At 63.2% G+C, this 25,979-nt stretch carries 21 protein-coding genes and 1 pseudogene; 13 read left to right on the top strand and 9 right to left on the bottom strand.

Going from position 1 to position 25,979, the window contains the following annotated elements; translation table 11 throughout:
* The first annotated feature begins 72 nt into the window (after positions 1 to 72).
* A complete protein-coding gene (locus HCU64_RS14790; RefSeq protein ID WP_233384812.1) occupies positions 73 to 1,845 on the top strand; it encodes an adenylate/guanylate cyclase domain-containing protein in 1,773 nt (590 codons plus the stop codon).
* Here the strand turns inward: HCU64_RS14790 and HCU64_RS14785 are convergent.
* Entirely contained in the window at positions 1,835 to 2,626 is a 792-nt protein-coding gene (locus tag HCU64_RS14785; protein WP_325169982.1) for an ABC transporter substrate-binding protein, read from the bottom strand. The genes HCU64_RS14790 and HCU64_RS14785 overlap by 11 nt on opposite strands.
* Here HCU64_RS14785 and HCU64_RS25435 point away from each other — a divergent pair.
* A complete protein-coding gene (locus HCU64_RS25435; RefSeq protein WP_325169984.1) occupies positions 2,555 to 2,707 on the top strand; it encodes a hypothetical protein in 153 nt (50 codons plus the stop codon). The genes HCU64_RS14785 and HCU64_RS25435 overlap by 72 nt on opposite strands.
* 1,137 nt (positions 2,708 to 3,844) lie before the next feature.
* Here HCU64_RS25435 and HCU64_RS14780 read toward each other — a convergent pair.
* Positions 3,845 to 5,155, bottom strand: a complete 1,311-nt coding sequence (locus HCU64_RS14780; protein WP_233385065.1) for an MFS transporter — start codon at positions 5,153 to 5,155, stop codon at positions 3,845 to 3,847.
* A gap of 307 nt (positions 5,156 to 5,462) precedes the next feature.
* Here HCU64_RS14780 and HCU64_RS14775 point away from each other — a divergent pair, with 307 nt between their 5' ends.
* The 10 genes and pseudogenes from HCU64_RS14775 (at position 5,463) to HCU64_RS14730 (ending at position 15,540) form a co-directional block, all read left to right on the top strand.
* Positions 5,463 to 5,618 (top strand): hypothetical protein, encoded by a 156-nt coding sequence (locus HCU64_RS14775; protein WP_233384810.1) that lies wholly within the window; start codon positions 5,463 to 5,465, stop codon positions 5,616 to 5,618.
* A gap of 15 nt (positions 5,619 to 5,633) precedes the next feature.
* Complete coding sequence (locus tag HCU64_RS14770; RefSeq protein ID WP_233384809.1) at positions 5,634 to 6,794, top strand: CaiB/BaiF CoA transferase family protein; 1,161 nt, start codon at positions 5,634 to 5,636, stop codon at positions 6,792 to 6,794.
* Positions 6,791 to 7,510 carry an enoyl-CoA hydratase/isomerase family protein gene (locus HCU64_RS14765; protein WP_233384808.1) on the top strand — a complete coding sequence of 240 codons (720 nt, stop codon included), beginning with the start codon at positions 6,791 to 6,793 and terminating at the stop codon, positions 7,508 to 7,510. Before HCU64_RS14770 ends, HCU64_RS14765 begins: the two co-directional genes overlap by 4 nt.
* A 26-nt stretch (positions 7,511 to 7,536) precedes the next feature.
* Positions 7,537 to 8,364, top strand: coding sequence for a CoA transferase subunit A (locus HCU64_RS14760; protein WP_233384807.1), 828 nt, complete (start codon positions 7,537 to 7,539; stop codon positions 8,362 to 8,364).
* The gene (locus HCU64_RS14755) at positions 8,357 to 9,088 is read left to right on the top strand and encodes a CoA-transferase subunit beta (protein ID WP_233384806.1); all 732 of its coding nucleotides are present in this window, start codon (positions 8,357 to 8,359) and stop codon (positions 9,086 to 9,088) included. Before HCU64_RS14760 ends, HCU64_RS14755 begins: the two co-directional genes overlap by 8 nt.
* Before the next feature lie 24 nt (positions 9,089 to 9,112).
* Positions 9,113 to 10,576: a class I adenylate-forming enzyme family protein gene (locus HCU64_RS14750; protein ID WP_233384805.1), complete on the top strand. Its 1,464-nt coding sequence runs from the start codon at positions 9,113 to 9,115 to the stop codon at positions 10,574 to 10,576.
* Between the two features lie 333 nt (positions 10,577 to 10,909).
* Positions 10,910 to 11,251 carry a hypothetical protein gene (locus HCU64_RS14745; protein ID WP_233384804.1) on the top strand — a complete coding sequence of 114 codons (342 nt, stop codon included), beginning with the start codon at positions 10,910 to 10,912 and terminating at the stop codon, positions 11,249 to 11,251.
* Between the two features lie 602 nt (positions 11,252 to 11,853).
* Positions 11,854 to 13,596 carry a hypothetical protein gene (locus HCU64_RS14740; protein WP_233384802.1) on the top strand — a complete coding sequence of 581 codons (1,743 nt, stop codon included), beginning with the start codon at positions 11,854 to 11,856 and terminating at the stop codon, positions 13,594 to 13,596.
* Between the two features lie 65 nt (positions 13,597 to 13,661).
* Positions 13,662 to 14,110: pseudogene (gene dgt / locus HCU64_RS14735) on the top strand (dGTP triphosphohydrolase); the annotation flags it as partial.
* Positions 14,111 to 14,646: 536 nt separating this feature from the next.
* Positions 14,647 to 15,540, top strand: a complete 894-nt coding sequence (locus HCU64_RS14730; RefSeq protein ID WP_233384800.1) for a hypothetical protein — start codon at positions 14,647 to 14,649, stop codon at positions 15,538 to 15,540.
* 372 nt (positions 15,541 to 15,912) lie between these two features.
* Here the strand turns inward: HCU64_RS14730 and HCU64_RS14725 are convergent, their stop codons facing one another.
* The 7 genes from HCU64_RS14725 to HCU64_RS14695 all read right to left on the bottom strand — a co-directional run bounded on the left by HCU64_RS14725 (position 15,913) and on the right by HCU64_RS14695 (position 24,802).
* Complete coding sequence (locus HCU64_RS14725) at positions 15,913 to 16,233, bottom strand: hypothetical protein (protein WP_233384799.1); 321 nt, start codon at positions 16,231 to 16,233, stop codon at positions 15,913 to 15,915.
* A 313-nt stretch (positions 16,234 to 16,546) separates the two neighbouring features.
* Entirely contained in the window at positions 16,547 to 16,807 is a 261-nt protein-coding gene (locus tag HCU64_RS14720; RefSeq protein WP_233384798.1) for a hypothetical protein, read from the bottom strand.
* A gap of 520 nt (positions 16,808 to 17,327) precedes the next feature.
* Positions 17,328 to 20,453, bottom strand: a complete 3,126-nt coding sequence (locus HCU64_RS14715; protein WP_233384797.1) for a transposase — start codon at positions 20,451 to 20,453, stop codon at positions 17,328 to 17,330.
* Positions 20,454 to 20,935: 482 nt separating this feature from the next.
* Positions 20,936 to 22,990, bottom strand: coding sequence for an AAA family ATPase (locus tag HCU64_RS14710; protein ID WP_233384796.1), 2,055 nt, complete (start codon positions 22,988 to 22,990; stop codon positions 20,936 to 20,938).
* A complete protein-coding gene (locus tag HCU64_RS14705) occupies positions 22,987 to 23,796 on the bottom strand; it encodes a hypothetical protein (protein WP_233384795.1) in 810 nt (269 codons plus the stop codon). Before HCU64_RS14705 ends, HCU64_RS14710 begins: the two co-directional genes overlap by 4 nt.
* Positions 23,797 to 23,800: 4 nt before the next feature.
* Positions 23,801 to 24,229, bottom strand: coding sequence for a hypothetical protein (locus HCU64_RS14700; RefSeq protein WP_233384793.1), 429 nt, complete (start codon positions 24,227 to 24,229; stop codon positions 23,801 to 23,803).
* A gap of 291 nt (positions 24,230 to 24,520) precedes the next feature.
* The gene (locus tag HCU64_RS14695) at positions 24,521 to 24,802 is read right to left on the bottom strand and encodes a helix-turn-helix domain-containing protein (protein WP_233384791.1); all 282 of its coding nucleotides are present in this window, start codon (positions 24,800 to 24,802) and stop codon (positions 24,521 to 24,523) included.
* 324 nt (positions 24,803 to 25,126) lie between these two features.
* On the opposite strand from HCU64_RS14695, the gene HCU64_RS14690 reads away from it, so the two are divergent.
* The gene (locus tag HCU64_RS14690; RefSeq protein ID WP_233384790.1) at positions 25,127 to 25,510 is read left to right on the top strand and encodes a DNA-binding protein; all 384 of its coding nucleotides are present in this window, start codon (positions 25,127 to 25,129) and stop codon (positions 25,508 to 25,510) included.
* Positions 25,511 to 25,979 lie beyond the last annotated feature (469 nt).

Raw genomic sequence — 25,979 nt, 5'->3', positions numbered from 1 at the left:
GGTGATGAGCTTGGTCTCGATCCGTCCAAGCATTGCCCCGGATGAAGCAAATGAGCCCGAGCCGGACGCGCCATGATTGGAGCAGAAACGCGGCCTCGTCGGTCCTTGTTCGGGAAGTACTTCGTCGCGCTATTCGCCGCCGTGGCACTCCCACTCTTCACGAACGGGAGCGTGGAGGCCTGGCTGGGCTATCGCGATCGACGAGAGCAACTGCACGACCAGCTCGGTCTGGAGGCACGCGCCGCAGCCTTTCGGATCCACGCGTTCATCGACAACATCCGAGAGCAGCTAGCCTGGATGGTTCAGCTCTCGTGGACGGCGTCGTTCGCTGATCGTCACAAGGTTGATGCCGCACTGCTGCTCCGGCGGGTACCCGCAATCGTGAGCCTCACGCTCGCTGACGGAGACGCGCGGGAGCGACTGCATGTCTCCCGGGTCGAGTTGAACAGGTTCGATCGTGGCTCCGACCTTGCCGCAGATCCGGGCGTCCTGGGCGCTCGGGCGAGCCGGATCTGGTATGGCCCGGTCACCTATCACCGTGGCTCAGAGCCCTTTATGACGATCGCGGTGGCCGGTAACCGGACGTCGGCTGGCTACGCGCTCGCGGAGATCAACCTCAAGCTGATTCAAGAGGTGGTCTCAGGCATCAAGGTGGGTGAAACCGGGCAAGCCTTCGTCCTCGACAGCCCGGGCCGGCTCATAGCGCATCCCGACATCAATCTCGTCCTCCGCGGCGCTGACGACCCGGCAGCACGTCCGCTGGTGGCACTGCGCAACGTCATTCACGCTTCCGGCGGGATCGCGACAGGAATGGACGCCTCGGGGCTACACGTCCTGGGCTCGATGTCGACGATCCCAGCGGTCGGTTGGACGGTGATCGTCATGGTGCCCATGGCGGAGGCGTTCGGGCCCATCTCTCGGGCGTTGCTGCGCACGGGAGCTCTGCTGATCCTCGGCGCGCTCCTCGCTGCGGGGCTCGCCTATTGGCTGGCTCGGCGAATGACCGGCCCGATCCAGCGTCTGGAGCACGGCACCGAGCAGATCGGCGCCGGCAATTTCGACCATCGAATCTCGATCACGTCCGTCGACGAACTGGGCCGGCTCGCAGCGCGGTTTAACGCGATGGCCGGCGAGCTGGCGTTGTCGCAGGAGCGACAGGAACGCATCAGGCGCCTGAAGCGATTCCTTTCGCCTCAGATCGCGGAGCTCGTCGATCGGACTGGAGACGACAACGTTCTCGACGGCCAGCGCGTGGACGTCTCGGTCATCTTCTGCGACCTGCGCGGCTTCACGGCCTTCTCCGCCGCCTCATCACCCGACGCCGTGATGGAGGTGCTCGGCAGCTATTTCGAAGCACTCGGTCGCGTGGTCACGTTGCATCGTGCGACCTTGATCTCCTTCACCGGCGACGGTCTCATGGCGATCTTGAACGCCCCCGTGCGCGTGACCGACCCAGCCCTGGCGGCTGCTCGACTGGCCATCGACATGCAGGCTGTGGTGCAGGAGCTGATCGTCTCGTGGCGCGGCAAGGGCCACCAAATCGGCTTCGGCGTCGGTGCCGCGATGGGACCGGCGACCGTCGGACGGATCGGATACGAGGAGCGGTACGACTACACCGCCATCGGCCCCGTCGTGAATCTCGCGGCACGGCTTTGCGCGGCGGCAGCGGACGGGCAAATCCTGATCGATCTGATCTTGGCCGAGCCCCTTCGCGGCCGTGTGGCGATTGCCTCGCTCGGATCGAGACCGTTGAAGGGGCTGAAGGAGGAAGTCCCCGTCTTCTCCGTCTCCGACGGTGTTCCGTGCGAGCCCGGTGACGGAGAGGAGTCTCGGCTCATTCGATGACCGTATCGGCACCGCTGAGCAGCGACGGCGGTACGGTCAAGCCCAGGATGCCGGCGGTCTTCGCGTTGATGAAGAGTTCGACCTTCGTCACGAGTTGCACCGGCAGATCCTTCGGAGATTTTCCCTTCAGGACCTCGCCCGTGTAGATCCCCGCCTGCAGATGCGATTGCGTGAAGTCGCCGCCATAGCTCAACAATCCGCCGCCCAGAACGAAGTCTCTCGACTGCGTGATGGCCGGCACCGCGTAGCGAAGGGCCAGCTCGGCGAGGAGCTGGCTGCGATTTGCGAAGTAGGGGTCGGAGGTAAAGACGATCCCCTTCGTTGTCCCACCGGGGACGCTCGCGAAGATCGGCTCGAACTCTTCCTGACGACTGACGGATGAGACCTGAAGCGCGACACCAAGGTTTTCGGCAGCCTCGTTCAAGGAGCGCAGTTGCGATCGTGCCGTCGGGCTGGTGGGGTTAACGATGACGGTAAAGGCGGACGCGTTCCGCACAACGTTACGCAGAAACTCCAAGCGTTTCCGTGAGACGTCGACGCTGAGACTGGAGATGCCTGTCACGTTCCCCGGCGGTCGAGCCAAGTTGTCGACGACACCGAGCGCGACGGGATCTCCACCCATCTCGAAAACGATCGGGATCGTCTGCGTGGCCGACTTCGCGGCAAACGCTACGGGAGCGCCACCCGGCGCCACGAGGACCTTGATCCCGTGCTCGACGAGGTCCTGAGCGAGCACGGGCAACCTCTCGTAGTGTCCCTCGGCCCACCGAAATTCGAGCATCACGTTGCGGCCTTCGTCGTAGCCGGCCTCGGCCAGACCCTCGCGGAACGCTGCGAGCCGGGTTGCGAAGAGCTGAGGTGACTCGGGACTAAGGTATCCGACAACGGGTTGGGCGGATGGCTGAGCGAGTGCCGATGGTATTCCTGCGGCCATGACGGCCAGCCAGCCAAGCGCATCCCGTCGGCTCACGCGACACGTCAACTGCCATGGAATCGGCGCGCAAACCCCATGGTGAGACCGTGACTTTGTCATCGCGGCGGCCTTCGAAATCAGTCACTCTGCCGCGAATACTATACAGCTTAAAACAGCCAAGTGGAAATTGTTATCGCCGAGAATTCGCGGGTGGAGCAAGCGTCGGCGACCTAAACGACGACCCGCATATCCCATGGGATTTTAGTCTTGGCATGATCGAAATTAGGATTGCCGAGCGATCTTCTCCATTTGATAAATCGTATGGGAAAGATCGAAGCGGCTTTTGAACTATTTGAAGTCATGCTGGCGCTGTTTTGCAGAGCGGTTAGTATGCCGCTCTGCAATCGAAGGCTCCAATGCCGCTGTACATCCGGTCGAACCGGTTTTCCCCGCCATCCAGGACAGCTGCGCACGCATTCGTCGGCGACCGGTCGAGCCGCATATATTGTCCGCGCGTTGCGGTCATCCGGCTACGCGCCTCGTCGAACGCCTTTTGAGCCGGCCGTGCCTGTGAAGTCGCGGTGCTCATCGTGAGAGCAACCGCGATGAGTAAAGTGGAATAAACCTTGTTCATGACTTGAGCCTTTCGAGTTGTACGGCAGTCGCGCCGTAGACAATCTCGGTTTCACAGATCTCAAGTCGGCGATCTGTGATCCGCATCACACTCGCCAAGCCGGCATTCGAAATCATGATGACGCGCGTCTGCAACTGCCAGACGAGGCGCATAGACCGAACTCAGAACCGCAGATTCGATGTCCCAAGAACTCTAAAACCGCCATATTGCGCGCAGCCACTTTAGCTGCCTGCCGGACGTCGGCTTTTCGGGCACTCAATAGGGAAGCAGATTTAAAAGCCCTTCCAGAACGGATTGCGGCGTTCGACACCGCTTGGTCGTTCAGCCTGCTGCGAACATTGCCCGAAAAGAGATCTGAACCTGGGCGCGTCACCGACACGGTGACGCGCCGTCCTTCTTCAGAGTGATATCGACACCCGAACCCCAACGGCGAGCCGCCCCGAATGTTTTGTTCAAGAGGACGCTGTTGTCGGCGTCACCGCTCTGCGGAAAAGATCGACATTTCGAAATAATGTCAGAGTTCCTACAATCGAGAACAGTGCAGCGCAGGTCAGCCATAAGCCAGGCATTGCACGGTTTCCCGTCTCATGGATGAGATATGTGCAGACAGCCGGCGTGAATCCTCCGAAGATCGCCTGCGCCAAGCTGTAGGCGAGGGAGAACCCAGTGGCTCGTACTTCAGCCGGCATAATTTCGGTCAGAGTGACGACCATGACGCCTTGGTAGCCGCCATAAAGGAACGACATCCACATCAGCACCGCAAGGAGTCGCACGAACGAAGGCTCGGACACGAGCCACGCCATTATCGGATAGGCGGTAATGGCGATTAGAACCGAGAAAGTGATCAGCACGGGCAGGCGCCCGACGCGGTCGGATACCGCTCCCATGACCGGCACCCAGATGAAGTTCGCGACGCCGACGCAGACCGTGACGACGAAGCTGTCGTTGGCGCTCAAGCCCAGCACCTGCCGAGCATAAGTCGGCGTATAGGCGGTGATCATGTAGAAGAACACGCTGGTCAGCGTGACGAGCAGCACGGCCTTCAGCACGATCGCCCAGTTCTGCGCGAGGGAGCCATAGATCTCGCCCAGAGTCGGCTGGCGGCGCTTGGTCCGCTGCGCGAACTCCTCGCTCTCGTGCATCGAGCGGCGGATCCAGAACAGGATCGGCACGATCAGGCAGCCAATCAGGAAGGGGATTCGCCAGCCCCATTCCAGCATCTGATGTTCGGTGAGAAGGCCGCGTAGGCTTACGCCGATGACGGCCGCGAAGACGACGGCCACCTGCTGGCTCGCCGATTGCCAACTCACATAGAAGCCGCGGTTCCCGGGTGTCGCGATCTCGGAGAGATAGACCGAGACGCCGCCCGACTCGGCTCCCGCCGAGAAGCCTTGGAGCAAGCGCCCGATTACGACCAAGAGCGGAGCGGCAAGGCCGATCGACGCGTAGGTCGGCGTGAAAGCGATCAGCGCGACGCCCACCGACATGATGGCGAGGCTCAAGATCAGTCCGGCGCGGCGTCCGTGCCGGTCGATATACGCGCCGAGCACGATCGCGCCGAGCGGACGCATTAGGAAGCCGATGCCGAATGTCATCAGCGACAGCATCAGCGAGACGAATTCGTTGTCGTTCGGGAAGACGGCCTGTGCCACGGCCGAGGCGTAGAAGCCGTAGACCATGAAGTCGAACATCTCGAGGAAGTTGCCGCTGACGACGCGAACGACGTCCCCCTTAGTCGGCGGTCCCTTCACGGTTGCGTCCATCATTCCCTCCCATGAGCTCACTTGCGTGCCTTGCCGAGTAAGGAATTGAAAAACATCCCCTACAGTCTGTATCGTTCTATTATTTAGCACGACAGTTCAATATTTGCTAGAGTAGTAACGTCTTATCCCGTTCGTCAACTGACTGGGCAAAAGTTTTCAGAGCATTGCCCTCAACGACAGATTCGAAATGGACACTTTTCACTCACAGTCGCTTGACCCGACCTCACGAAAGGCAGTATCAAATTATTAGACCAATGTTTCATATATTAGAACGATGGATAGCGCAGCTCTCAGAGGCCTGACCATCTTGGATCATCTCGCTGATAGCGATCCGGTCGCACTGCTCCGCTTCAACGACGCGGTCGTCGACGGCGCCCGCCGGCTGTCGCTGGTGCTCCAGTACAACCCCATCGCCCTTTCGCCACGGCCGGCGCCCGCCGCCGCCTTGAGCGCCTTCGTCTGATAAGGAGCACTCAGCTTGCGACCGCTTTCCGGCATCCGGGTCATCGAGTTCTGCAGTGTCGCTGCGGGCCCTTTCTGCGCCATGCTCCTCGCCGACATGGGCGCCGACGTCATCAAGGTCGAGAACCCGGACGGGGGCGACACCATGCGGGCCTGGCCTCCGATGAGCGAGGGCTACAGCGAGAACTTCGCCTCGCTGAACCGCAACAAGCGCTCGGTCACGCTCGACCTCAAGGACCCTGGCGGGAATACGAAGGCACGCGACTTGATTCGCTCGGCAGATGTCGTTCTCGAGAACAACCGCCCCGGCGTGATGCAGCGCCTCGGTCTCGACTACGCGACCGTCAGTGTCGAGCAGCCCGGTCTCGTCTACTGCTCGATTTCGGCCTACGGCCAGGAAGGTCCGCGCTCCCGCGAGGCCGGCTTCGACCTGACGCTGCAGGCCATGAGCGGCATCATGAGCGTTACCGGCGAGCCCGGTGCGCCTCCGGTGAAATGCGGCGTGCCGATCTCGGATTTCGGAACCGGGCTCTATGCCGCCTACGCCATCGCCGCGGCGCTGCTGCAGGTGCGCGATGGCGGCACGGGCACGCATATCGACGCCTCGATGTTCGGGGCCTCGCTCGCCATGGGCGCGCTCCAGACAAGCCAGTATTTCGGCAGCGGCAAGGATCCGGAGCGCCTCGGCTCGGCCCATCCGCGCAACGCGCCCTACCAGGCGTTCAAGGCGAAGGACGGCTATGTCGCCATGGCGGCCGGCAACAACGCGCTCTATCGCGCGGCCTGCCTTGCGATCGAGCGGCCCGACCTGATCGACGATCCGCGCTTCGCCTCCACGGCGCTCCGCGCCGAGCACCAGACGGACCTGCTCGAGATCCTGGAACGGGATTTCGCGAGACACACCTGCGGGGATCTGCTCGCCCGCTTCCGCAAGGCCGGCGTGCCCTGCTCGCCGATCAACGGCTATTCCGATGCCCTGGCCGACCATCAGGTCGCGCATATGGGCTGGGTCCAGCCGATCACGCTGCCTTCGGGTGTCGAGACCAAGACCTTCGTCTCGCCGCTGAAGTTTTCGGGCGAGGGCTTTTCGATCTATCGGCAACCGCCGGGGCTCGGTGAGCACAACGATGAAGTATTCGGCGAAGTCACGCCTGCTGCTTTGGCGAAGAGCGCATGATGGACGAGCTTCTGATCGAGCGCGACGGCACCACGCTGACGCTGACGCTCAACCGTCCCGACAAGATGAACCCGCTCTCGGCTACACTGGTCGAGGCTTTGCTCGCCCAGGTGCACGAGGCTGCCGAGTCCGGCGTCCGGCTGCTCGTTCTGAAGGGCAATGGGCGCAACTTCAGCGCCGGTTTCGATTTCGGCGGATACGAAGAACAGTCGACCGGCGATCTCGTCCTGCGCTTCATCCGGATCGAGCAACTTCTGCAGGCGGTGCGCTACGCCCCGTTCGACACGCTCGCCCTGGCCCATGGCCGCAACTTCGGCGCGGGCGTCGACCTGATCTGCTCCTGCGCCCGGCGCATCGCCGATCCGGCCGCGACCTTCCGGATGCCGGGGCTGGGCTTCGGCCTCGTCCTTGGCACCCGACGCTACGCCGAGCGGGTCGGGCCGACCCGTGCGCGAGCCATCCTCGGCGACGGCCTCGTCTTCGACGCGAAGGAGGCCATGGCCGACGGTTTCCTCACCCGCCTTTCCCCAAGCGCGGAATGGACCGATCTCGTCTCCACCGTTTCGGAGACCGCGACGCAGCTAGCGCCCGAGGCCGCCATTTCGCTCTACGCCGCGACCGCTGCCGACACCCGATCCCAAGATCTCGCCGACCTCGTCACCTCCGCCGCACGGCCGGGGCTGAAGGAGCGCATCCGCGCCTATCGCGCCGCCTGAACACCATCCGCTCGGGAGACATCCTCGTGAGTTCCGGACATTCGAAAATCGTTCCGCTGGCGGATCTCGCTGGGCGGATCACCGATGGCAGCTCGATGGCGCTCGGTGGCAGCTTCCTGCATCGCGGCCCCTTCGCGTTGGTCCGCGAGTTGATCCGCCAGGGCCGCAAGGATCTCGAGGTCATCAAGCAGTCCCCCGGCTACGACATCGACATCCTGTGCCGGGCAGGCGCGCTCGGCCGCGCTCGCGCCGGCATCGTCGCTATGGAGGGCAATTTCGGCCTGGCTCCCTGGTACCGGAAGGCCGTCGAGAAGGGCGAGATCCGGCTCGAAGAACATGCCTGCGCGACACTGACGGCGGGCCTGCGCGCCTCGGCCTTCGGCGTGCCGTTCATGCCCTGCGGCGGCATCCACGGCTCGGACCTGCCGGCCATCAACGGCTGGAAACAGGTCGAGGACCCCTACGGCACCGGCGAGTCCGTCTACGCGATCCCGAAGATCACCCCCGATTTCGCGGTGATCCTCGCCAACGAGGTGAGCGAGGAAGGCGACGTGCGGGTCTACGGCACCTCGCATTGGGACCGGATCATGAGCCGCTCGGCCAAGCGGGTTCTCATCGTCGCGGAAAAGATCGCACCGAGTGCCTCGTTCCGCGAGCAGCCCGAGCTGACGCTGGTTCCGCACTTCCTCGTCGAGGCCATCAGCGTCGTCGCGAATGCCGGCTGGCCGGGCTCGTGCTGGCCCCACTACGAAGTCGATTACCCAGCCGTTGAGGCCTACATGGAGGAAGGAGAGGCCGTGCTGAAGGCCCATCTCGCAGCGGCCCCGGAAGCGCGGGAGGCGGCCCATGCATGAGTGGTCGGGCTTCTCCTTCATCGTCACGAACCTCGCGCGGTTCGTTCGCCCCAACGAGATCACCTTCAGCGGCGTGAACTCGGCCCTGCCGATGCTGGCCTGCCTGCTCGCCAAGCAGGCCTATGACTTCGACTTCACCTACATCAACGTCGCCGGCGGCGTGGACCCGCGCCCCTCGAAGGTGCCGATCTCAAGCTCCGACCCGGTGCTCGCCGAGGGCTCGCGCTCGATCTTCTCGAACGAGGATTTTTACGACCTCTGCACCCGCGGCCAGATGGATCTCTGCTTCCTCGGTGCGGCGCAGGTCGACGGGCTCGGGCGCACCAACGTCTCGGTGATCGGCGACTGGCACGCCCCGAAGGTGCGGCTCCCCGGCGGAGGCGGCGGCGCAGTGATGCTGCCCACGGCCCGCCGCGCGGTCACGTGGCGGACCGAGCATTCCAAGCGCACGCTGGTCGAGACCCTCGACTTCGTCACTGCCTCGGGCGGTATGCACGGCGTCGTCACGCCGATCGCGGTGTTCACGAAGCGGGACGGCCGTCTCGTCCTGTCGTCCTGGCATCCGCAGGCGAGCCTCGACGAGGTCCGCGCCCGCACCGGCTTCAGCTTCGAGGCGGACGGCGCCGAGCCGTCGTCCTGGCCGACCGAGGCGGAAGCCGACGCGCTCACCGCGATCGACGCGGATGGCAGCTTCGAACGCGACGCGGCGATCAAGCTGCGCTGACAAAAAACCGGGAGGAACGAAACCATGGCGGAGACGATCAGCGGACGCCTTCGCGAGGCGATGGCGCGCCACGCCTCTGTCGGACTGACAGCGATCACCGTCCCGGAAACGGTCGGCTACGGCGCACTCCGGGATGCGATCGATGCCTACGCGGCCGGCTTCCATGCCTGGGGCGTGGCGCGCGGCATGACGGTCGGCGTGATCGCACCGAAATCCATCGCGGGCATCTCGGCCTATTTCGGCGCGATGCAGGCCGGTGCCTGCGTCTGCTTCCTCGAACCCGGGCTTGCCCCGGAGGCACTGGCCGAGCAGGCCGAGGTCGTCGGCATGCGCCACCTCGTCGTGGACGTAACGCTCATCGAGCGCTTCGACGTGCCCGCGCTCAACGCCCTGGCGATAAAGCCGGTCACCGCCGTGAAAGGCGAGGGGGTCTTCGTCGAGGAGGCGCTCGGACCCGACGACAACGCCATACTGCTCTTCACTTCGGGTAGCACCGGCCGGCCGAAGGGCGTGCTGCTGCGCCACGGAGCGCTGATCTGCAACGCCGAGGGCGTTCTCAGCCACACCGGCACCTCGCCGGAGGATCGGCTGCTCCACATCATGCCACTCTACCACACCAACGGCGTGAACAATCAGTTGATCGTGCCGTTCCTGGCCGGCGCCAGCCTGATCCTCGCCGACCGCTTCAAGCCTGAGATTGCGATCGAGCATCTGCGCCGCGATGGGCCGACCTACATGACCGGCGTCCCGACGATCTACGCGCGGATGCTGCCGCACCTGACCGAGGGCGAGCGCTTCCCGAGGCTAAAGTTCCTGCGCTGTGGTTCGGCGCCGATCACCCCGGCGCTGCACGAGCAGATTGAGGCGGCCTTCGGCGTGCAACTGCTCGTCTCCTACGGGCTTTCAGAGGCGACCTGCACCTCGACCATGAACCCGCCGGGCGCCCGCAAGATCGGGACGATCGGCACGGTTCTCGTTGGCCAGGAGGTGGGCCTGTTCAACCCCGTAACTGACGAGCCCGCGCCCGAAGGCGGAGAGGGCGAGATCCGCATCACTGGGCCCGCGCTGATGGCTGGCTATCTCGGCAGCGCCGATCAGCCGATCATCGACGGCTGGCTGCGCACCGGCGACCTCGGACGTTTCGACTCGGACGGCTTCCTCGCCATCACTGGCCGCATCAAGGACGTGATCATCCGTGGCGGCGAGAACATCTCGCCAGCCCTGATCGAGCGCCAGCTCGCCACCCATCCGGCGGTCCGCGATTGCTGCGTCGTCGGCGCGCCGGACGCCGATCTCGGCGAGGTGCCAGTAGCCTTCGTAGTCCTGCGCGACGGCGAGCCCCTCGACGAAGCCGGTCTCAAGGACTTCATCCGTAGCTCATTGGCTCGAATCTATGTGCCGGCCCAGATCCGCAGCCTCGACATCCTGCCGACCAACGGCGTCGGCAAGACCGATCGGAAATCGCTGAGAAGCTTGCTGATGAACTGATCGTCGGGGTAGGGAAGCTTTACAAGCGCCCTCCTAATCGACGTTCGTCGAAAAGTCTTAGGAGTCTGAGCGTGTCATCCGGCAAACCGTCGCGACTTTCATCCCGATGATAGCCGTGACGATGTAACGGTCGACGGACATAGTGCAAATGACCCGGTAAAATCGGCCATCCACACTCAAATGTGCGCCGCATCATTCAGATTTACGCGGATTTCGCGGCAACGATAAGATTTCATTGGCCACGTGCGGCGAGGCACATCAATATTCGTAAAGTTATTTAAGTCTCCAGTTCGCTGACCGGACAGACCGTTTGGCCTAACATTGGAGAGCGTTATGATCAATAAGACGTTCAAGTCCCTGCTCATCGCTGCTGCAATTGCAGTTCCGCTCGGCGCCGCCGCGACGACGGGGGCCTCCGCCTTCGGTGGGCACTTCGGCGGTGGCCACGGCGGCGGCCACTTCGGTGGAGGTCACTTCGGCGGCGGCCATGGTGGCGGCCACTTCGGTGGAGGTTTCGGCCACGGTCATTTCGGCGGTCACGGTGGCGGCTTCCGCCATGCTGGAGGATGGGGCGGCTACGGCTACGGTCCGCGGCGCGTCCTCTACATCGGCAGCGGGTGCGGCTACGGCTATCGCTACAGCAACTACTGGGATCGGTGCGTTCCGATCTATTGATCGGCGACAGTCACGCATGGTGCGTTCTTCTCTGCCGACCGATGGGTCCCCATCGTCAGGGTCGCGAGCGCGCACCAACAATGGCCCAGCGCGGGAGGATCATCGAATTTCGACGATCCCCCCGCCGCCGCGGGTCGAAAGATACCCTCGTGAGTGAGTACTAGGCGTCGGCTTCCGGCAATCAGACGTGGCGCCTGTGAGTTGCCGCGTCCGCCATGCGAAGCCGCCCTGGCCACGACCGTGGAAGGAGCGGGGACCCTTTGATCGGAAGAAACGAATCGGCCGCCCGGACCAGCTTGTCCGGAGGCAGCAAAGGTATGTCAGGGTTGAGTGAGAACTGAGAGAAAACAGGCGTCCTCGGAACGCGACTGCTTCACTCAATTATCTGAAATTAATCAAGAAAGATGGGCTGGAGCGGGTGAAGGGAATCGAACCCTCGTATTCAGCTTGGAAGGCCGCTGCCCTAATATCTCATCAACCAGCCTATCCATCTCTTCGGCCAATAACCTACGCAAACCATTGCCAATTCTCAAGGAGATGGGCTTGCTCTCCAAATGCCGTGCCGGACACCCTGGTTGTACGGCGGTTGTATGGAGACCGGCATGCGTCAGTCAATTCCACCCTTCCGCGCGCCCGATCCCGTCCGGATCCGTCCGCCCAAACCCGAACCCACCGGCGTGGTGGCGCCGCTCGAAAGGGCGACGCTCCTACTCACCAACGACATCATCGTCCAGGCCAAACGCTACGTCGAGAGCGGTGCAACCAAGGGACAGGTGGTCGAGTGGCGCGATTCTGAACAGATGGCGCTGGTCCTTCGGCTCACTTCGACAGCGGCGACCTGGTATGTCAGGCGCAGGACGGCTTCCTGGCGTCTCGGCACGATCCAGGACACCGGCGTCCGCGACGCCCGCGAACTCGCTCGGAAAGTGCTGGCCTTCGAGGCCGAAGGTCTCGATCCCCGTCGCTATCTCGACAAGATGCGGAAGGTACGGTCGGACTACGACGACGGGTCGTGGCATCTATATCAGGACGAGATGTGGATCGACGCCGACGGCGAGATCCACGGCCCGAATGACGGCATGCCGGATCGGATCTGGTCGTGGGCTCACCTCCGCAAGAAGTTCCTTGCAGACAAGCTTCCGAGACTTTCGCCGAGATGGGCCTCTCAGTACGGGACGCTCCTCCATCATGAGTGCTTTGCCGACATTGAGGAGAAACCCGTCGGGCTGTTGAAATACAGGGATCTGGAACGCGTCAAGAAGAAGCTGGAGAGGGTCTCCTCCGACAAGAAAAGAATCTGCTCGGCAGCGAAAACATACCGGATCATATCTGCCGCGAGGGAGATGCTGGACTGGGCCTACGCAGAAAACTCCGAGGCTACGGGGCTCGACGAACTCGAATTCGTGTTCTGGGCTCGATGGTCGACAGAGCGCAAGAGCGGCACCCGCGAGCACTCGCCCACGATCCGCGAGTTGGCCCGCACGCTCGTCCTCGTGGAACACCTGCATGCAACCTCTGACGGCAAACGAGGGGCGGGGGCGGTCGACGCCTCGGTCGTCGGAGCACTTTGGGCGACGGTGCTGACTGCACAGAGAGCGGGGCAGCTCCTTCGAACGCCGACCGGACGCTACTTCATCTCGCCCGATACTCCAGACGGATGGAAATGCCTCAGTTGGACGCCGGAGGAGATGAAGACGGTTAAGGGCAACCCGCTTCCGCACTCCCTGCCAATACCACCGGAGACGATCGAGATTATCGAGAGATATCGATCGAACCGCGGCGCACGCGGGTCGAAATGGCTGTTCCCCAGTTCATGCGGCGAGGGGTGCGTAAGCGTGGGCGGACTTGGTGGTCTCTTAAGACGCCTCCAGGGCATCCGCCACAAGGGAAAGAAGAAGGTGCCCGGTCAGGGGGACGGCAGAAAAGTCCGCGGCAAGATCAAGGACGGGTCATCCAGGAAGGTGGGTATCGATCTCCTGGCCGAGCACGGCATCGAGCCTTGGGTGCCCCACGACGCGCGCCGCTCGCTGGAGACCTTTCTCGACGATCGCAGACTCGGCGGTGCCGGCTCCGCAATCCTGTCTCACCGTGAGCACAAGAAAGGGGACGAGAAGGAGCACATGAAGGAACGCGCGCTTCCCGTCACCCGCATTCACTACAGCAAGGCCCAGAAGATCGGTCTGAAGGCCGAGGGAATCGCGCTTTGGACCAGGGCTGTCCTCGATGCCTACGAAGTGGAGAAGCGCGATTTCGCAAGCCGACTGAAGCACAAGCAGGAGGCGACACCGCCGGCTGGGGCATGGAGCAGGCCTGCTGTCGCCGAATGCTTCCAGAGCCATGGATAATCGGCTGCTTGCCGGCGCCGTGACGGTTCACCAGTCCCTTCCGTATTTTCGGTGCGGGAGTGATCATGAGTTGGGACGCGCGTCGCGAGGGATGGCATCTCGGCCGGATGATGCCCGCGATGACGGCGACATCGACTACGGCCGCATCGTCAACTCGGCTTCGTTCCGCAGGCTGCAGGGCAAGACCCAGATCCTGAATCTCGGCGACAGCGATTTCTATCGGACGCGTCTGACACATTCGCTCGAAGTCGCGCAGATCGCGGGCAGCATCGTCAAGCAGCTGCGCGCCACGTTTCCCCTTCATGAGGCGACCGCTCATCTGCCCGGCCGAGCCTTGATCCAGGCTGTCGGCCTGATCCACGACCTCGGCCACCCGCCCTTCGGGCATGGCGGCGAGGTAGCACTCAACTCCTGCATGGGGAACGACGGCGGCTTCGAGGGCAACGGCCAAAGCCTTGGCATCCTCGCGCGGCTCGAAGCGTTCTCGGCAGGCGCGGGCGCCAACCTCGGCCGAGCTAATCCAGACGTCCGGCGAGGAGAAGGTCGCGGTCAGGGATATCCTCGACGGGCTTCCTCAGGAGTTATGTGAAAGTCCGAACGGTGTTCGATTGCGTATCGCCAGCTTGGCGCGGGCGCTCCGGTCTTCGCAAGGAACGGCACACCGCATCGTTAGGCACGAGCCCAATTGCTTCGGCCTCCAGAAGCGAACTTAGGGCAGGCTGCACCCTGAAGCTCCGGTCGCTCGACGGCATCGGACCTCCCTCGGTCGAGGGGAGCCGGCACCTGCCAAGCTGACCCAGCGACGCTCCTCTCGATCGTAGCGCTACGCGCTAGTGCTACGCTGCTACGCTACAGGCTGGGTCGTTCGACGTTCGGCGAGCTTGGGCACGGGTAGCGATGTCGGAGGCAGCAACTTTGGTCCACGTCGCTCCTGATGGCAGGGCCTGGGCGAAACTTCCGCGGACGAGCCTCGCTCATTTGTCCACACCCGGGCGTGGACATGTCTGCGAGACCGATTCATGGTCGATAAGGCCTAGATGGAGGCCTATCGTGCAGAGTTCGTTCGCGTATCAAATTCCCGGCTCGGAGGCGGAGGTGCTCGTCCTTCTTCGCGACGCCGCACACGCCCTCCTCGAACAATTTGGCTGGGAAGGCCCGTCGGAAGCGCATGTGGTGACGAAGTCGGCCAACGTGGCGGGTTTCTTTATCGCCTATTTCGGCGGAAAGCCCGGTGCCATGAGCCGCCGAGCCATGGGTGCCTGGAAGACCCCGTACGCCGAGATCGGGTATAACTTTCAGAACGTCATCGAAATTCGCCTCGGCGAGCAGGTCGCTTGTTTCGGCTGGCGCAGCGGAGAGAACGGCGAGGGGCCGATCGAAGTCGATCATCTACGAAGAGGCCTTTGGGAGTTCGAATTGCTAAAGGCGGCAGGCATGAGCTGCTCGCTTCCCGTAGGAACGCTCCCTGCTGCTCCGCTAGCTCCGGAACCGATGAGCCTCTGGGTGCTCCAGGGGAAGCTTGAGCCGTCCGTCTATTCTAGGACGCTCGACAATCCGCTCGCGGTCACGATCGTCAGACACGGGCTGCGGGGCGACGCCGTGGTCACGGAGCGATCCAATTTCTCAGATCTGTGGGCTGCTCTGGAAAATTGTTATGCCATCACATGCGAGAAGGACGAGACGCCTTACGTAAGGGGCGATCCGATATCGTGCTTCTCTCTCGAAGTCCGTAGCGTGAACACTGATCACGCAGATCATCGTGGCTGCCCGCGCGTCCAACCATCTCTCAAGTATTTCGTCGGCTCTGATGATGGGCTTTCCTTAGCGGCAGCCCTGCTGCTCGCCTACGATTACGACAATGAACCCAGTGTCTTCGAGGCACCTGAAAGGTGTCTGACAATGCTGGTAGCCGAAAGAGGGCAGGGGGCAACGACATTCCACTGATGGCGCGGCAACGGCGCGACGCCATAGTAATATTGCGGAGCTACTAGAGCTATACGTTTACCGCTCGGACACTAGGGCAGGATCCGGTATCCACCTCGGATGACCGGGTACTGCCGCGGCCGCTTCTTTTGGAGACGCTCGGACCGGCTACGACGATGATCGGTGGGGCCAGCCTGCCGATAGTTGGCCGCACCCTACGCCGATCTCCCTACCAGCAGCTCCAATCGAACACACGGACGATCTTTGAGACCACGAAGTCCGCCCGCGACGGGGCGGGGGTTGGCACGCTTGCGATCCACTCGGGAAGGAATCCTGCCGATGGGGCAAGCCAGCGGACACGAATTGCTGGCTGCCGGCGAAGGCGAGTAGCGACTAGGGCACCACGTCGCCATAGGCCCGGCGGCAGCCGACCAGCGCCCGCACCATGATCGACATGCCCGTGCCGAACACCTTGGAGAGCCGCGCCTCCGCGCTGAGGCCGATGGGCGAGGCGCCCCCGACATCGGCGAAGCAATTGCTGCCGATACGGATCGCCGCGGCACCGACGAAGGGTTCGAAATATGCCGCCGCGACCTCGACAATCTCCTCGGCGCGATGGTCGACCTGTTCGAAAGACGAAATCTCGCAGGAAGGATTGCAGATACCGCCATCGCGAAGCGGTCGCGGTATCTCGATAGTCGGAGATCCTTCCACCTCAACGAAGACATCCGCGATGGCGGCGAAGGATGCCCCATGCAGGTCCCGATCTACAGCGGCCTGAATTGCCTGCAGGCCCCAGGTGCAGAAGCCCCTGTCAGAGACGAACGGAACGCCTCGGCCGACCGGTTCCTCGGCAGATTTGCAGTCGACGAGGGGTCCTCCCGCCGCACGTCCCGCACGGCTAGGGACATATCCCGGCGGCTGTTCGGCACCCGTATCGACCGGACGCAAGCCCATCGACCCGCGGCCGCCGAGTTCACTGGACCCTGCGATCTGCACGACGTTTGCATTGCGACGCGAACGTTTCTCAGCCTTCTTCCAAAATGCGGTGCGTGAAACCGACGATCACTGCGGACTGCCGCATGAAGTCTGGTTTGGGCTTCATAAAACGACAGAAGCCGTTGCCCGTCTGTCCCAACGGTCGAAGGACATGACCCTTGGGCGCGCGCTGGTTCAGCGACGGAACCCCGGTAGCCGCATCAACTGTAGGGCGCTTCTTGTTCGCAACGCTACGATCGAGCTCGTCGCCGATGCGCAGCCACCCGATCGCCGCAGCGTGCCAGACCATCGACGATCACGCAGAAACAGACCGTATTGCAAGATCCGTAAAATCACACCACCAAATGGCCTTGAAGTAACGCCAGCAGGATTTTGTGGCTTAGTTTTCATAGCTCGCGGCGTCGTATACGGCCCGGCGGCCGACCGCGACTAATTCCTGAACGCAAAAGAATCTATATCTCTCAGATGTTTGAGGTTTCTGCCATAATTCCCAAATGGCGCGGTCAGGATCGGGCCCATCCACAGATTGCTGTATTTTCCTCGCCGATTTTTCGGATTTGCCGTAAAATCTCTATCCCATCTGTAAGCTGCTGTTTCTGATCGAAATATTCCGCCGTTAATTGACCAGAATGAACGACGCTGCAAATCTTGAGTCAAAACAGCACCAGCTGAAATATGGTGCATCTATTTTTACGGTCATTGGAAAAGCGGCGGCCTTGCGCCGAGGCAAACCGCGATGCCGCATTACTAAATAAGGCCCGGTGTTCCGTGTGAACACCGGGCCTCTTCGCGATGAGTGCCTCGGCGTGTCAGCCGAAGAGGTCGAGCTGGTTCGCACTTGATGGTTTGACGGAGGGGTTGTCCGCGCTCGCAGCAGGCGACGCCGAAGGTTGGTTCGATGCCGTCTTGAGGTTCGTTTTGATCGTGGGCTGTCTCGCCTTCGGAGGCCTCGCGGTCAGCCGCTCTACCGGCAGAACGATCGAGGCCTTCGTCCCGGGCGCAGAACCCGCTCGCCCCATGCGTGCCAGGGTCTGCGGCGAGTTCGCTTCGAGCGCCGTAACGATCGAACGAATGAGGCAGCTGCCGTCACGGTCCTCCTTCGCGAAGCGTCCGAAGACCTTGTAGATCGAGCTTCTGCTGCCGTACCTGGAGGGCAGCTGCTGCCATGCCGTCCGCGTCGCCATGATGAATAGGACAGCATTTGTCGCCGTACGATGGCGGCGCTTCGAAAGCGGCGGCAGGACGTCGGCGACGATCGACCACTCGCGATCGGTCAGGTCCATCCAATCGTCCGCCGCGGCCTTCTGAAACCTGCCCTCCGGATCCCAGATGCGGAGAGCCAGGGTGTCTTCAGGCTTCCTGACATGCGCTTCGGTGCCCTCGATACCAAGCCTGCGCGACCGGGCACTTGGAACGACGCTGGTGTCCACGCCCTCAAGCAGTTCCGGAAAGCGTCTGTTCCAGACCAGCAGGATTCGATCCCATGTCCCGGTGTAGGTGACCCGGTGCATCGCGGCGAAGAACTCGTTGTATCCGAATTCGCCGAGCGGCACCTTTCTCCATGCACATCGTGTCCTGAGCTTGAGCAACATGAGTTCGAGAATGGTTCGCGGCGGTATCGAGCAAGCCTGGCGCCCGACAGGTACCTTTACGCTGTCGTCGATGAGGTCCTCGACGGCGTGCCATTGCTCTTCCGTCAAACGATGGTTGCCGGATCGCACGTTTGCCTGTGCGACAAGCGCGGGTCGAACGACGACGCGAGGTACTGCCGCCACCTCCTCCGCCCGCCGGAACCTCGAAAGCGATGCGAAATCCCATCCGCCGACCATTTCAGGGTAGCGGTCCTCGAGCTGCATCCGCAGCTTTTCCAGACCTCCTGCGTAGATGAAGCGGAGGATCGCGTTGTAGACCGTCTTCCGGGGTCCGAACGAGAGAGGCAGCCGACCGATAGGAATTCGGGTCGTCATCTTGAAGACGATCGCGTCGACGACGGTCCTCGTCGTCGTATCCCGACCGCCGTGATGGTCCGTCATCCTGGTATCGGGAAGGATGGCCTCGACGAGCGCCCATTGCTCGTCGGTCAGGGCGTGTAGTCGCTGAGCGGCCTGCTCCTCCATCGAAAGCTGCGCGGATTCGTTGAGCCCGTACTTGATGTCCAGATACGCATCCGCACGCAACGTGACGGAGGGAGCCTCCGCGATCGCGGCTTCATCGTTCGTCAGCAGCGCGTCCCAGACGACCTTCATGACGACGGATATCTCACCGCGTGGCCTGCCATGGCGTTCGATGCGGATCTCCGGCACGAGCCTCCGAAACATCTTGAGGAACTCCGCATCGGCTTCGTTCTGCACGCGGAAGGGAAGACGCAGGTCCAGAGCGGCGAAGGCGCGCGAGATCTGGCCCGATCGGCCCGCCCGCTCTGAAACAGCTGCTTTCGACCGGATCTGCAGGGCGAGCCTGTTCTCGAGCTCGTTGATGTGCGACGCGCGTTCCAGCCGGTCCTGTACGAGCTCCTTGGCGGAATACATCTGGCGCAGATCGCTGTCGTAGGTCCGTCGACGAAGCGCTCGTTCCTCGTCGAGTTCGCGTTCCGTCGCAGTGATCCTGCCGTCGTACAGCGTGATCTGCTCGGCGATGCGATCATCGTAGTAGCGTTCGAAATGCTCCTGGACGAAGGCGTGCTCTGACGTCTCGACCAGGGTACGGACGATTGCCCTTTCGACCGGCTCGATCTCGAGGCTCTGGACGGGGGCAAGACACGATGCCCGCTTGGCGGCAAGATTGCAGTTCAGACGACCGGCGAGTCTGTCGCCGGGGCAGTAGCGTTGCTCCTGCGCTCCCGGACAATCGCAGACTGCATGTCCGAACAGATTTACAGCCTTCAGGTCATCGCTCCTCTTCCCCGGGCGCCCCTTGCGTTTGCGGGCCTTGTTGGCGGCCCTGAAGAGCTTGTCGGAGAGGATGCGGTAGCGCTTGTTGTAGTTCTTCTCAATCCGCTCTCGGACATTGTGATACTGTTCGACCTTGTCCGATTTTCTGTCTTTGACCGTGATGATCCTTCTGTAGAAAATTCGACCGGTATAAATGGGGCGACGTACGATGACGGCGACACCACTGCTGTTCCATTTCTTCGTGTTGTTCGGCGCGTAATCTCCGTCGTCCGAAAGCTTCTTCGCGATCTTGGCGAAGGTCATACCCTCGGCCGCAAGACCCATGATCTTGATCACGACGACCTTCTGATCGTCGTCGGGCACGGGAAAGCCCGGGGTATCGGTGTCCCTGTATCCGAAGCATGCGCCGCTCGGGATGCCGCCCTCGCGGACAAGCTGAGAGAGCCCCGCCGAGGTCAGGTTCCGTCTCCGGATCCGGTCGTGCTCGGCACGTGCGGCGGCTTGCGTGACGTCCGTTTTCCTGAGCAGCTGCTCGTCGATGGCGGAATGGAGCTCCACTCCCGCCTTCTCGAGACGTTCGTAGATTTCGACCGCATCATAGAGCTCGCGACTGAACCGGTCGAAATCTTCGAAGACGATCGCGTCGAATTCCTCGAGGCGCTCGAGCATTTTCATTAGCCCGGAGCGCCCGCGCATCGTCGCCCCGCTCTTTCCACGATCTTCGAAATGCTCAAGGACGACCCCGCCGATAAGATCGACGTAGTAGTTGCAGTTGTCGTTCTGCCGTTCGATGCTCGACTGCTTCTGCGTGGATCGTGAGAAGCGTGCATACACGGCAAAGCGTTTCTGGCCTTTGAATGTCGTTTTGACCTTGATCCGTTTTGCGGCATTCACGTCGAAGAGCGTGTCTTCGATCCATTTGTCGTAGGAACTGAGATTATCGTCGGAAGCATCATCCGAAACGTACGGAGCATCGCTCACGTCGAATACATCCGATAAGTAATCGTCTTCGGCGTCGATCAACTTTTCAAACTTGCTTTTCATCGACGTCGGTCCATTTTTATCGATAAAATTCGTTGTATGGCGTCTAATCGATCATGTATGGATATCCCATCAACAAGAATGACTAACAAATACGAACAAGCCGAAGAACGACCCGGGATGCCGGCATCGGTCTCTACTTCGGTTCTTCGTTAAATCGGGCGAGGTTCGTATCGATATCGGTATCCGCCAACATGCGTGCGGCAGCGCGCAGGAAGACGTCGACAGGAGATCTGTGTGGTTCCGCGGACCTGCATGGGCCGGATGCACCGTACCTTTCTGCGAGGCGCGCCGATCCACCGAGCGCGCGGGCGGCAGCGCGCGAGCGTCGGTTCATGCCGGGAATCGGGTCGCGGACTTTTCCCCTGGTCGTGGTCATGGCGCCAACCCCGTTGCATAGCTTCGACGAGTCCGCTCCGTCTGCCGACCGAAGTAGTCGGAATCGGAAGCCGCTTTCCGTTGCCCGATCCACAATGCGGCGTTTTCTACGACCGTGGCTCTTCGACCTTGCCGAGGCGGAGCGTAGTCGGCGGGAGGGTGGCGGCCGGTGAAGTAGTGTCGATGGATCGGGCAATCAGTTCGACGACCTCGCATCCTTCCAAAGAGATTCGCTCGATCAGGGTATCGGCCAGCTGGTCGAGGGTCGCTCGGTGACTAGACACGATTTCTTCGGCACGCGCCGCCGCGCGCTGGATTTCGTCCTCGATGACGGTCGGGTCGGCGTCGATCGATTGCGGGGAGAGAACCGACAATCGAGTGCCAAAGGCCCAGCGGTAGTGGATGTCCCATGCGATGTCGGTCGCCGCCTTGAGATCGTGCGCCGCCCCGGCGGAAGCGCTGCCGAAGACGAGGATCTCCGCCGCCCGCCCGGCAACGTAGACGCAGAGTAGATCGCGAGCCCGGTCGGGCGTCATTACGCCCTTGGTGCGACCGAGGGCGAAGGCCCTTCGGTTCGGATCCGGCGACTGCAGGACGACACTGCCGATCTCGAAGCCGAGAAGATGTCCGGCGAGCACATGCCCCATCTCATGGATGCCGATGCGCCGTTCGGTTTCGGGATCGAAAGGTTCGACGGCCGATCCGATCTCCATGAAAAGATCGGCTCTTTCGAGCCGTCGGCCGGCTCTGCGTGCGCGACTGCGCGCGCGTCTGATCAAGGCGGCGCAATCGGCACCTGTCCCGCCGAGGCAGCGGCGGGCGACATCTTCCAGGTCATCGTCGGGCAGGTCCGGCCCGAGATGGTGCCGGAGGATGAGGGCGAGATCGCTTTTCGACGGCATGTGAATCTCGATCATCCGATCGAAGCGACCACTTCGGACGATCGCTGAATCGATCCGACCTGGTTGGTTGGTGGCGCCGAGCAGGACCACGCCGTCGCGCTGCTCGGCACCGTCGAGGCATTCGAGAAATGCGTTCACGATCTGCGTGGAATAGTCCCGATTGTAGTCGCGGAACGTCTTGCGATCCCCGAACGAGTCGAGTTCGTCCACGAAGGCGATGCAAGGCGCCTGGCTGCGCGCATCGGCGAAGAACTGGCGCATCGCCTTGCAGGTGGTCCCGAGATGCGCCTCGCCGGCGGACTGCCAGCGTCCGAGGGATCCGACGACGAGCGGCACGCCGGCTTCCGCTGCGATCGCGGCGGCGAGCAGCGTCTTGCCGACGCCGCTGGGTCCCCAGAAGACGCCGCCTCTGGGCAGATCGGCGGCGCATATCTCCGATCTCAAGTAGGCCTTCAGGTCCTCGGCGAGCGAGCGACCCCATTCGCCGGCGGCGCCGTATCCCTGCAGGTCTGCGAGGCGCGGTGATGTTGAGCTCGCGCAGATGCGGCGGCGGAGCAGAGCTTCGAGGCGGTCGATGCAGCCGTCGGCTCCCCGATCCCGGTGAACCGCCAATCGGATGTCGTCGAGATCGAGAAGGGGCAGCAGCTCCGCCGACAGCATCTTTTTTGGACGGCAGCTGGTCACCGCCGCGACGACGAGGACGAGCAGATCCGCATCGAGTCGTTCGGCGACGAGCCGGTGATCGGCGGCCCGGAGCACGGCGGGTGGCATCTCCCGGCCGGGATCCCTTGCGATCGCGACGACCGAGCACATGTCGGCGATGCTTGCGCTCGCGTCCTTGGACTCCTTGTCCGATATCCTACACGGGCCGGCGAAGACGCGGACGGGCGAGGCCGATCGCGCCTGGCGCCCTATTTCGGAATCGGGCTTGGCGGGGATGTACCCATCTACGCCGGCCTTCGGCGGGATACGCGCATTGGTCAGGACGCAGTCGCGGACGGCCCTGCCGAGCGCGGCGGCCCAGTCGTCGTCGACCGCCTCGACGACGATGACGACTGGGCCTGAATCGAGGAACTCGTCGATCAGACCGGGGACACGCCCCAATGTCGCGCCTGCGACGACGCTTGCGGCCGCCGGGACCGGACCCAGGCGTCCGGCAACACGCCCGGCGGACGCGGCCAGGGCGGCCTTGCGCCGCTTCAGGAAGAGCCGCGCGCCCGCGAGGGCGGATTTCGTCTGAGTGTCGGGCCGGGCATTCATCTCCGACCTCCATGATGGTCGACGGTCAGAAGACCGGGCAGGGCGATCGCGAGCAGCCGGACGACCTGGATCGCCGTCGCGTCGCGGGGTGCATCGGGCTGCACGGCACGGCCTCCCGGCAGGACCCGCAGATGCGGGCGCGATCGCAGGTGCGCTACGACGGCGGCGGTGACGTCGGAATCATCCGTGGGCTCGGCCGGCAGGCCGCCGACGACGAGAATGTGCTTCAGGGTCCACCAATTCGGTCGCATCGATCGGCCGACCATCGTGACCTGCCACGATGGTGTCATGACGAGCCTCACAGGGATGGGGCCGCCCTGCGCGCGTCCGACGAGCAGGCAGATCGCGCTGCCGTCTGGGCACACCCGCAGGAGCTTTCCGTAGGAGTGCCGCGCCGCGCTTCCGATCCATGGCGCTCCGTCGCCGGATGCGATCCTGAGGGCGAAGTAGTCGGGTGCTTGGCCGGCGACATGGAGGTCGTAGACGCTGGGGACGCCCCGGATTTTTGCAGACGGGGGGGACCTGTCGGCGCCGATCTCCCGGGCATGTCGGAGGGCGAGGCGGGCGGCAGTCTCGTGCGTGATCGACCCGGCCGCCGCGAGGACCGAAAGGCGGCGGATGGTGGCGTCGGCGACGCCGCAGAGCGCCTCCAGGCGAATGGAGAGCGCCGCCGGCCTGCGGGGCAGGGCTCCCCGGCGCCCGAGTTTGCGATGGAGCTGACTGGCGATGTCGAAGACGGAACCTGGTCCCACATGCTTTACGGTTTCGCCGGTCGGGAATTGGATGATCTTTCCTGTCGAGGCCATGGCGTCAGTGCTCCGGGGCTACGACGAGGCCGGCGAGGCGGCGTGCACGGAGGCGGCCGGTTTCGTGGAGGATGCCCCGCGGAGTGGCGATGACGACGCGCTTGAACTCGCGCTCGGCGAGCTCACGGAGGGCGAAAAGACGGTGTCGAAGATCCGGACGTTTCAGGACGCGTGTCGCGGCCACGATGATCGTGAGGCGGCCGGTCACGCGCCAGACACCGGCGTGGACGAGGCCCTCGTGCTCGAGGATCCGGTATCCGGCAAGGTGCCGCAGATCGTGGAAATCGAAGCTGACCGCGTCCGGAATTTCGACGAGGAGGCGCTGAAGGCGCTCGGCGAGAACGGCCCGCTCGCGGGCGAGACGGCGGGCGCGGCACTCCCAATTGGTCATGCCAGTGGTGGCGCTCGAAGCGCCGGCGATGCTGATCGGCATGGCTACCCTCCGGCCGCCGGGATACGGCGGCGATCGACGATTGATCCGGGTGGTAAGCACCGCACGGTGGGGCCGAAGGCCGGGTGCGGGTATGCCCGCGGAGCGGGCCGATGCAGCGAGTCCGAGTATTGGCTTGACGTCGGAAGCCCGTGTCGTCTTTTCGCCCTCCGCAGGTCGCGCTCGGGTCGATCAGACTTCACGAAGTTGCAGCACTAATGCACACTTCGTCAATGACCGCGTTTGCGGATTTTGTGGAAAGCTTGCTGCGGGCAGGTCTGCCAAGCTCCAGGATCAGGCGACCTGCCCGTCGTCTTTCGAGATCTTGAGGAGAAGCCCGAAACCGTCGGGACTTTCGAACATCTCGATGCCGGCCTGGGCGAATGCGACGGCGAGCCGCTCGACGGTGCCGTCACGCGGCACGCGCCGGCCGGTCTCGATGTTGGCGAGCGTCCGCGCAGCGACACCTGAACGTTCGGCGAGCTCAGTCTGGGACCAGGCGAGCATCGCCCGCGCACCGCGCACTAGTCGGGCGACGGCGGCGTCGGCCGTCTTCGGGCGGCGGACGAGGACCACGATGCTCCGTTCCTTCGTTTCCGAGGGGCGAACGCCGAACGTCCGACGCGGACGATCGGCTACCGTTCCTTCGCAGACGGCCGTTCGGTGCCGATGCCGTTCCTTCGAGGATTGTCCGGATCCGCGGTCCTGGCAACGGGGTCGGTGGAAGCGCCGTCCGGGAGGACGGGGTCGGGGGGAGGGGCCTTTCGGCTACTCGTGCACGCAGGTAGCAGGAAACGCGACCTGCTACCTGCAACCACGGATTTCGCCGCGGCCGTCGTCCGTGGATGTGAAGCTTTAACCGTCCTCGATCGACAACGGCGAGGTAGCGGAGAACGTGAAATGGCGGGCAAGAGCGAGGTCTACGCGGCTGCCGACAGGCTGCACGCGGCGGGCGAGCGCGTGTCGCTGCGCAAGGTGATACCGCTGCTGCAGTGGGGCGGCTCGAACCGCAACGTGGGCCCGCTGCTTCGGGACTGGAAGGGCGAGCGGGCGTATCGTCCTGCCCTGGTCTCCAAGGATCTACCGGAACGGGTGCAACGCCAATTGGTTAGGGCGACGGCCGAACTTTGGACCGTGGCCCAAGCTGAGGCGGCCAAGCTACTCGAGAAAGAGCGCGCCGCGACTCTTGCAAGCAGGGCCGCCGCCGACGAGATCCTCCACGAGGCACTGGCTAGGCTGGACGTCGCCGAGGCGGAGGCAGCACTCCTGCGGGAGCGTCTCTAGCGGCTGGAAGCGCATCAACCGGGATTCGCGGCCTAGTGGTCGAAATCTGACGCTTGGTCCCTATCGCCGGGGGCTGCTTACGACCCAACCTCGCCGTTCGCGGGCGTTCATGCGATGCCCGAAAGCGGACGTCCGTCCTCCCGCTGCTCTGGCCGCAACGCGCCCAACCCGGTCATTCCAAGCCGTTGGTCGGCGGTTCAGAGCGGACATCGGGGCTGATCGGAACGGGTCGAGGATTGACGGTCCGAACCACGCTTCGAGGGCAGGCGGTCGCCCGGTCCGTTGCCGGCAGATCGAGAAGATTCAGACGGTACACAATAGTAGCTGCCCGCGTTTTTGCAGAATTCTTCTGAGACTCGGGCAGGCCGCGTGAGGCCGTAGAGGCGAAGCTCCAGACGGGTCGAGCGGCCTGTGGGGCAGGAAAACCGCTCGACCCGCCGTCACCCGCGCCGTGTTGAGACGACCGGCG

The organism is Methylobacterium sp. C25, from assembly GCF_021352225.1.
GTDB lineage: Bacteria > Pseudomonadota > Alphaproteobacteria > Rhizobiales > Beijerinckiaceae > Methylobacterium.
This window is presented reverse-complemented; position numbering and strand designations above follow the sequence as displayed.

Bases quoted from the DNA above. Each gene is read 5' to 3' on its own strand.
- HCU64_RS14780 (WP_233385065.1), bottom strand. From the start codon at position 5,155: ATGGACGCAACCGTGAAGGGACCGCCGACTAAGGGGGACGTCGTTCGC.
- HCU64_RS14720 (WP_233384798.1), bottom strand. From the start codon at position 16,807: ATGGTCTGGCACGCTGCGGCGATCGGGTGGCTGCGCATCGGCGACGAG.
- HCU64_RS14715 (WP_233384797.1), bottom strand. From the start codon at position 20,453: ATGAAAAGCAAGTTTGAAAAGTTGATCGACGCCGAAGACGATTACTTA.
- HCU64_RS14745 (WP_233384804.1), top strand. From the start codon at position 10,910: ATGATCAATAAGACGTTCAAGTCCCTGCTCATCGCTGCTGCAATTGCA.
- HCU64_RS14700 (WP_233384793.1), bottom strand. From the start codon at position 24,229: ATGCCGATCAGCATCGCCGGCGCTTCGAGCGCCACCACTGGCATGACC.
- HCU64_RS14705 (WP_233384795.1), bottom strand. From the start codon at position 23,796: ATGGCCTCGACAGGAAAGATCATCCAATTCCCGACCGGCGAAACCGTA.
- HCU64_RS14740 (WP_233384802.1), top strand. From the start codon at position 11,854: ATGCGTCAGTCAATTCCACCCTTCCGCGCGCCCGATCCCGTCCGGATC.
- HCU64_RS14785 (WP_325169982.1), bottom strand. From the start codon at position 2,626: ATGCTCGAATTTCGGTGGGCCGAGGGACACTACGAGAGGTTGCCCGTG.
- HCU64_RS14790 (WP_233384812.1), top strand. From the start codon at position 73: ATGATTGGAGCAGAAACGCGGCCTCGTCGGTCCTTGTTCGGGAAGTAC.
- HCU64_RS14690 (WP_233384790.1), top strand. From the start codon at position 25,127: ATGGCGGGCAAGAGCGAGGTCTACGCGGCTGCCGACAGGCTGCACGCG.
- HCU64_RS14755 (WP_233384806.1), top strand. From the start codon at position 8,357: ATGCATGAGTGGTCGGGCTTCTCCTTCATCGTCACGAACCTCGCGCGG.
- HCU64_RS14750 (WP_233384805.1), top strand. From the start codon at position 9,113: ATGGCGGAGACGATCAGCGGACGCCTTCGCGAGGCGATGGCGCGCCAC.
- HCU64_RS14710 (WP_233384796.1), bottom strand. From the start codon at position 22,990: ATGAATGCCCGGCCCGACACTCAGACGAAATCCGCCCTCGCGGGCGCG.
- HCU64_RS14765 (WP_233384808.1), top strand. From the start codon at position 6,791: ATGATGGACGAGCTTCTGATCGAGCGCGACGGCACCACGCTGACGCTG.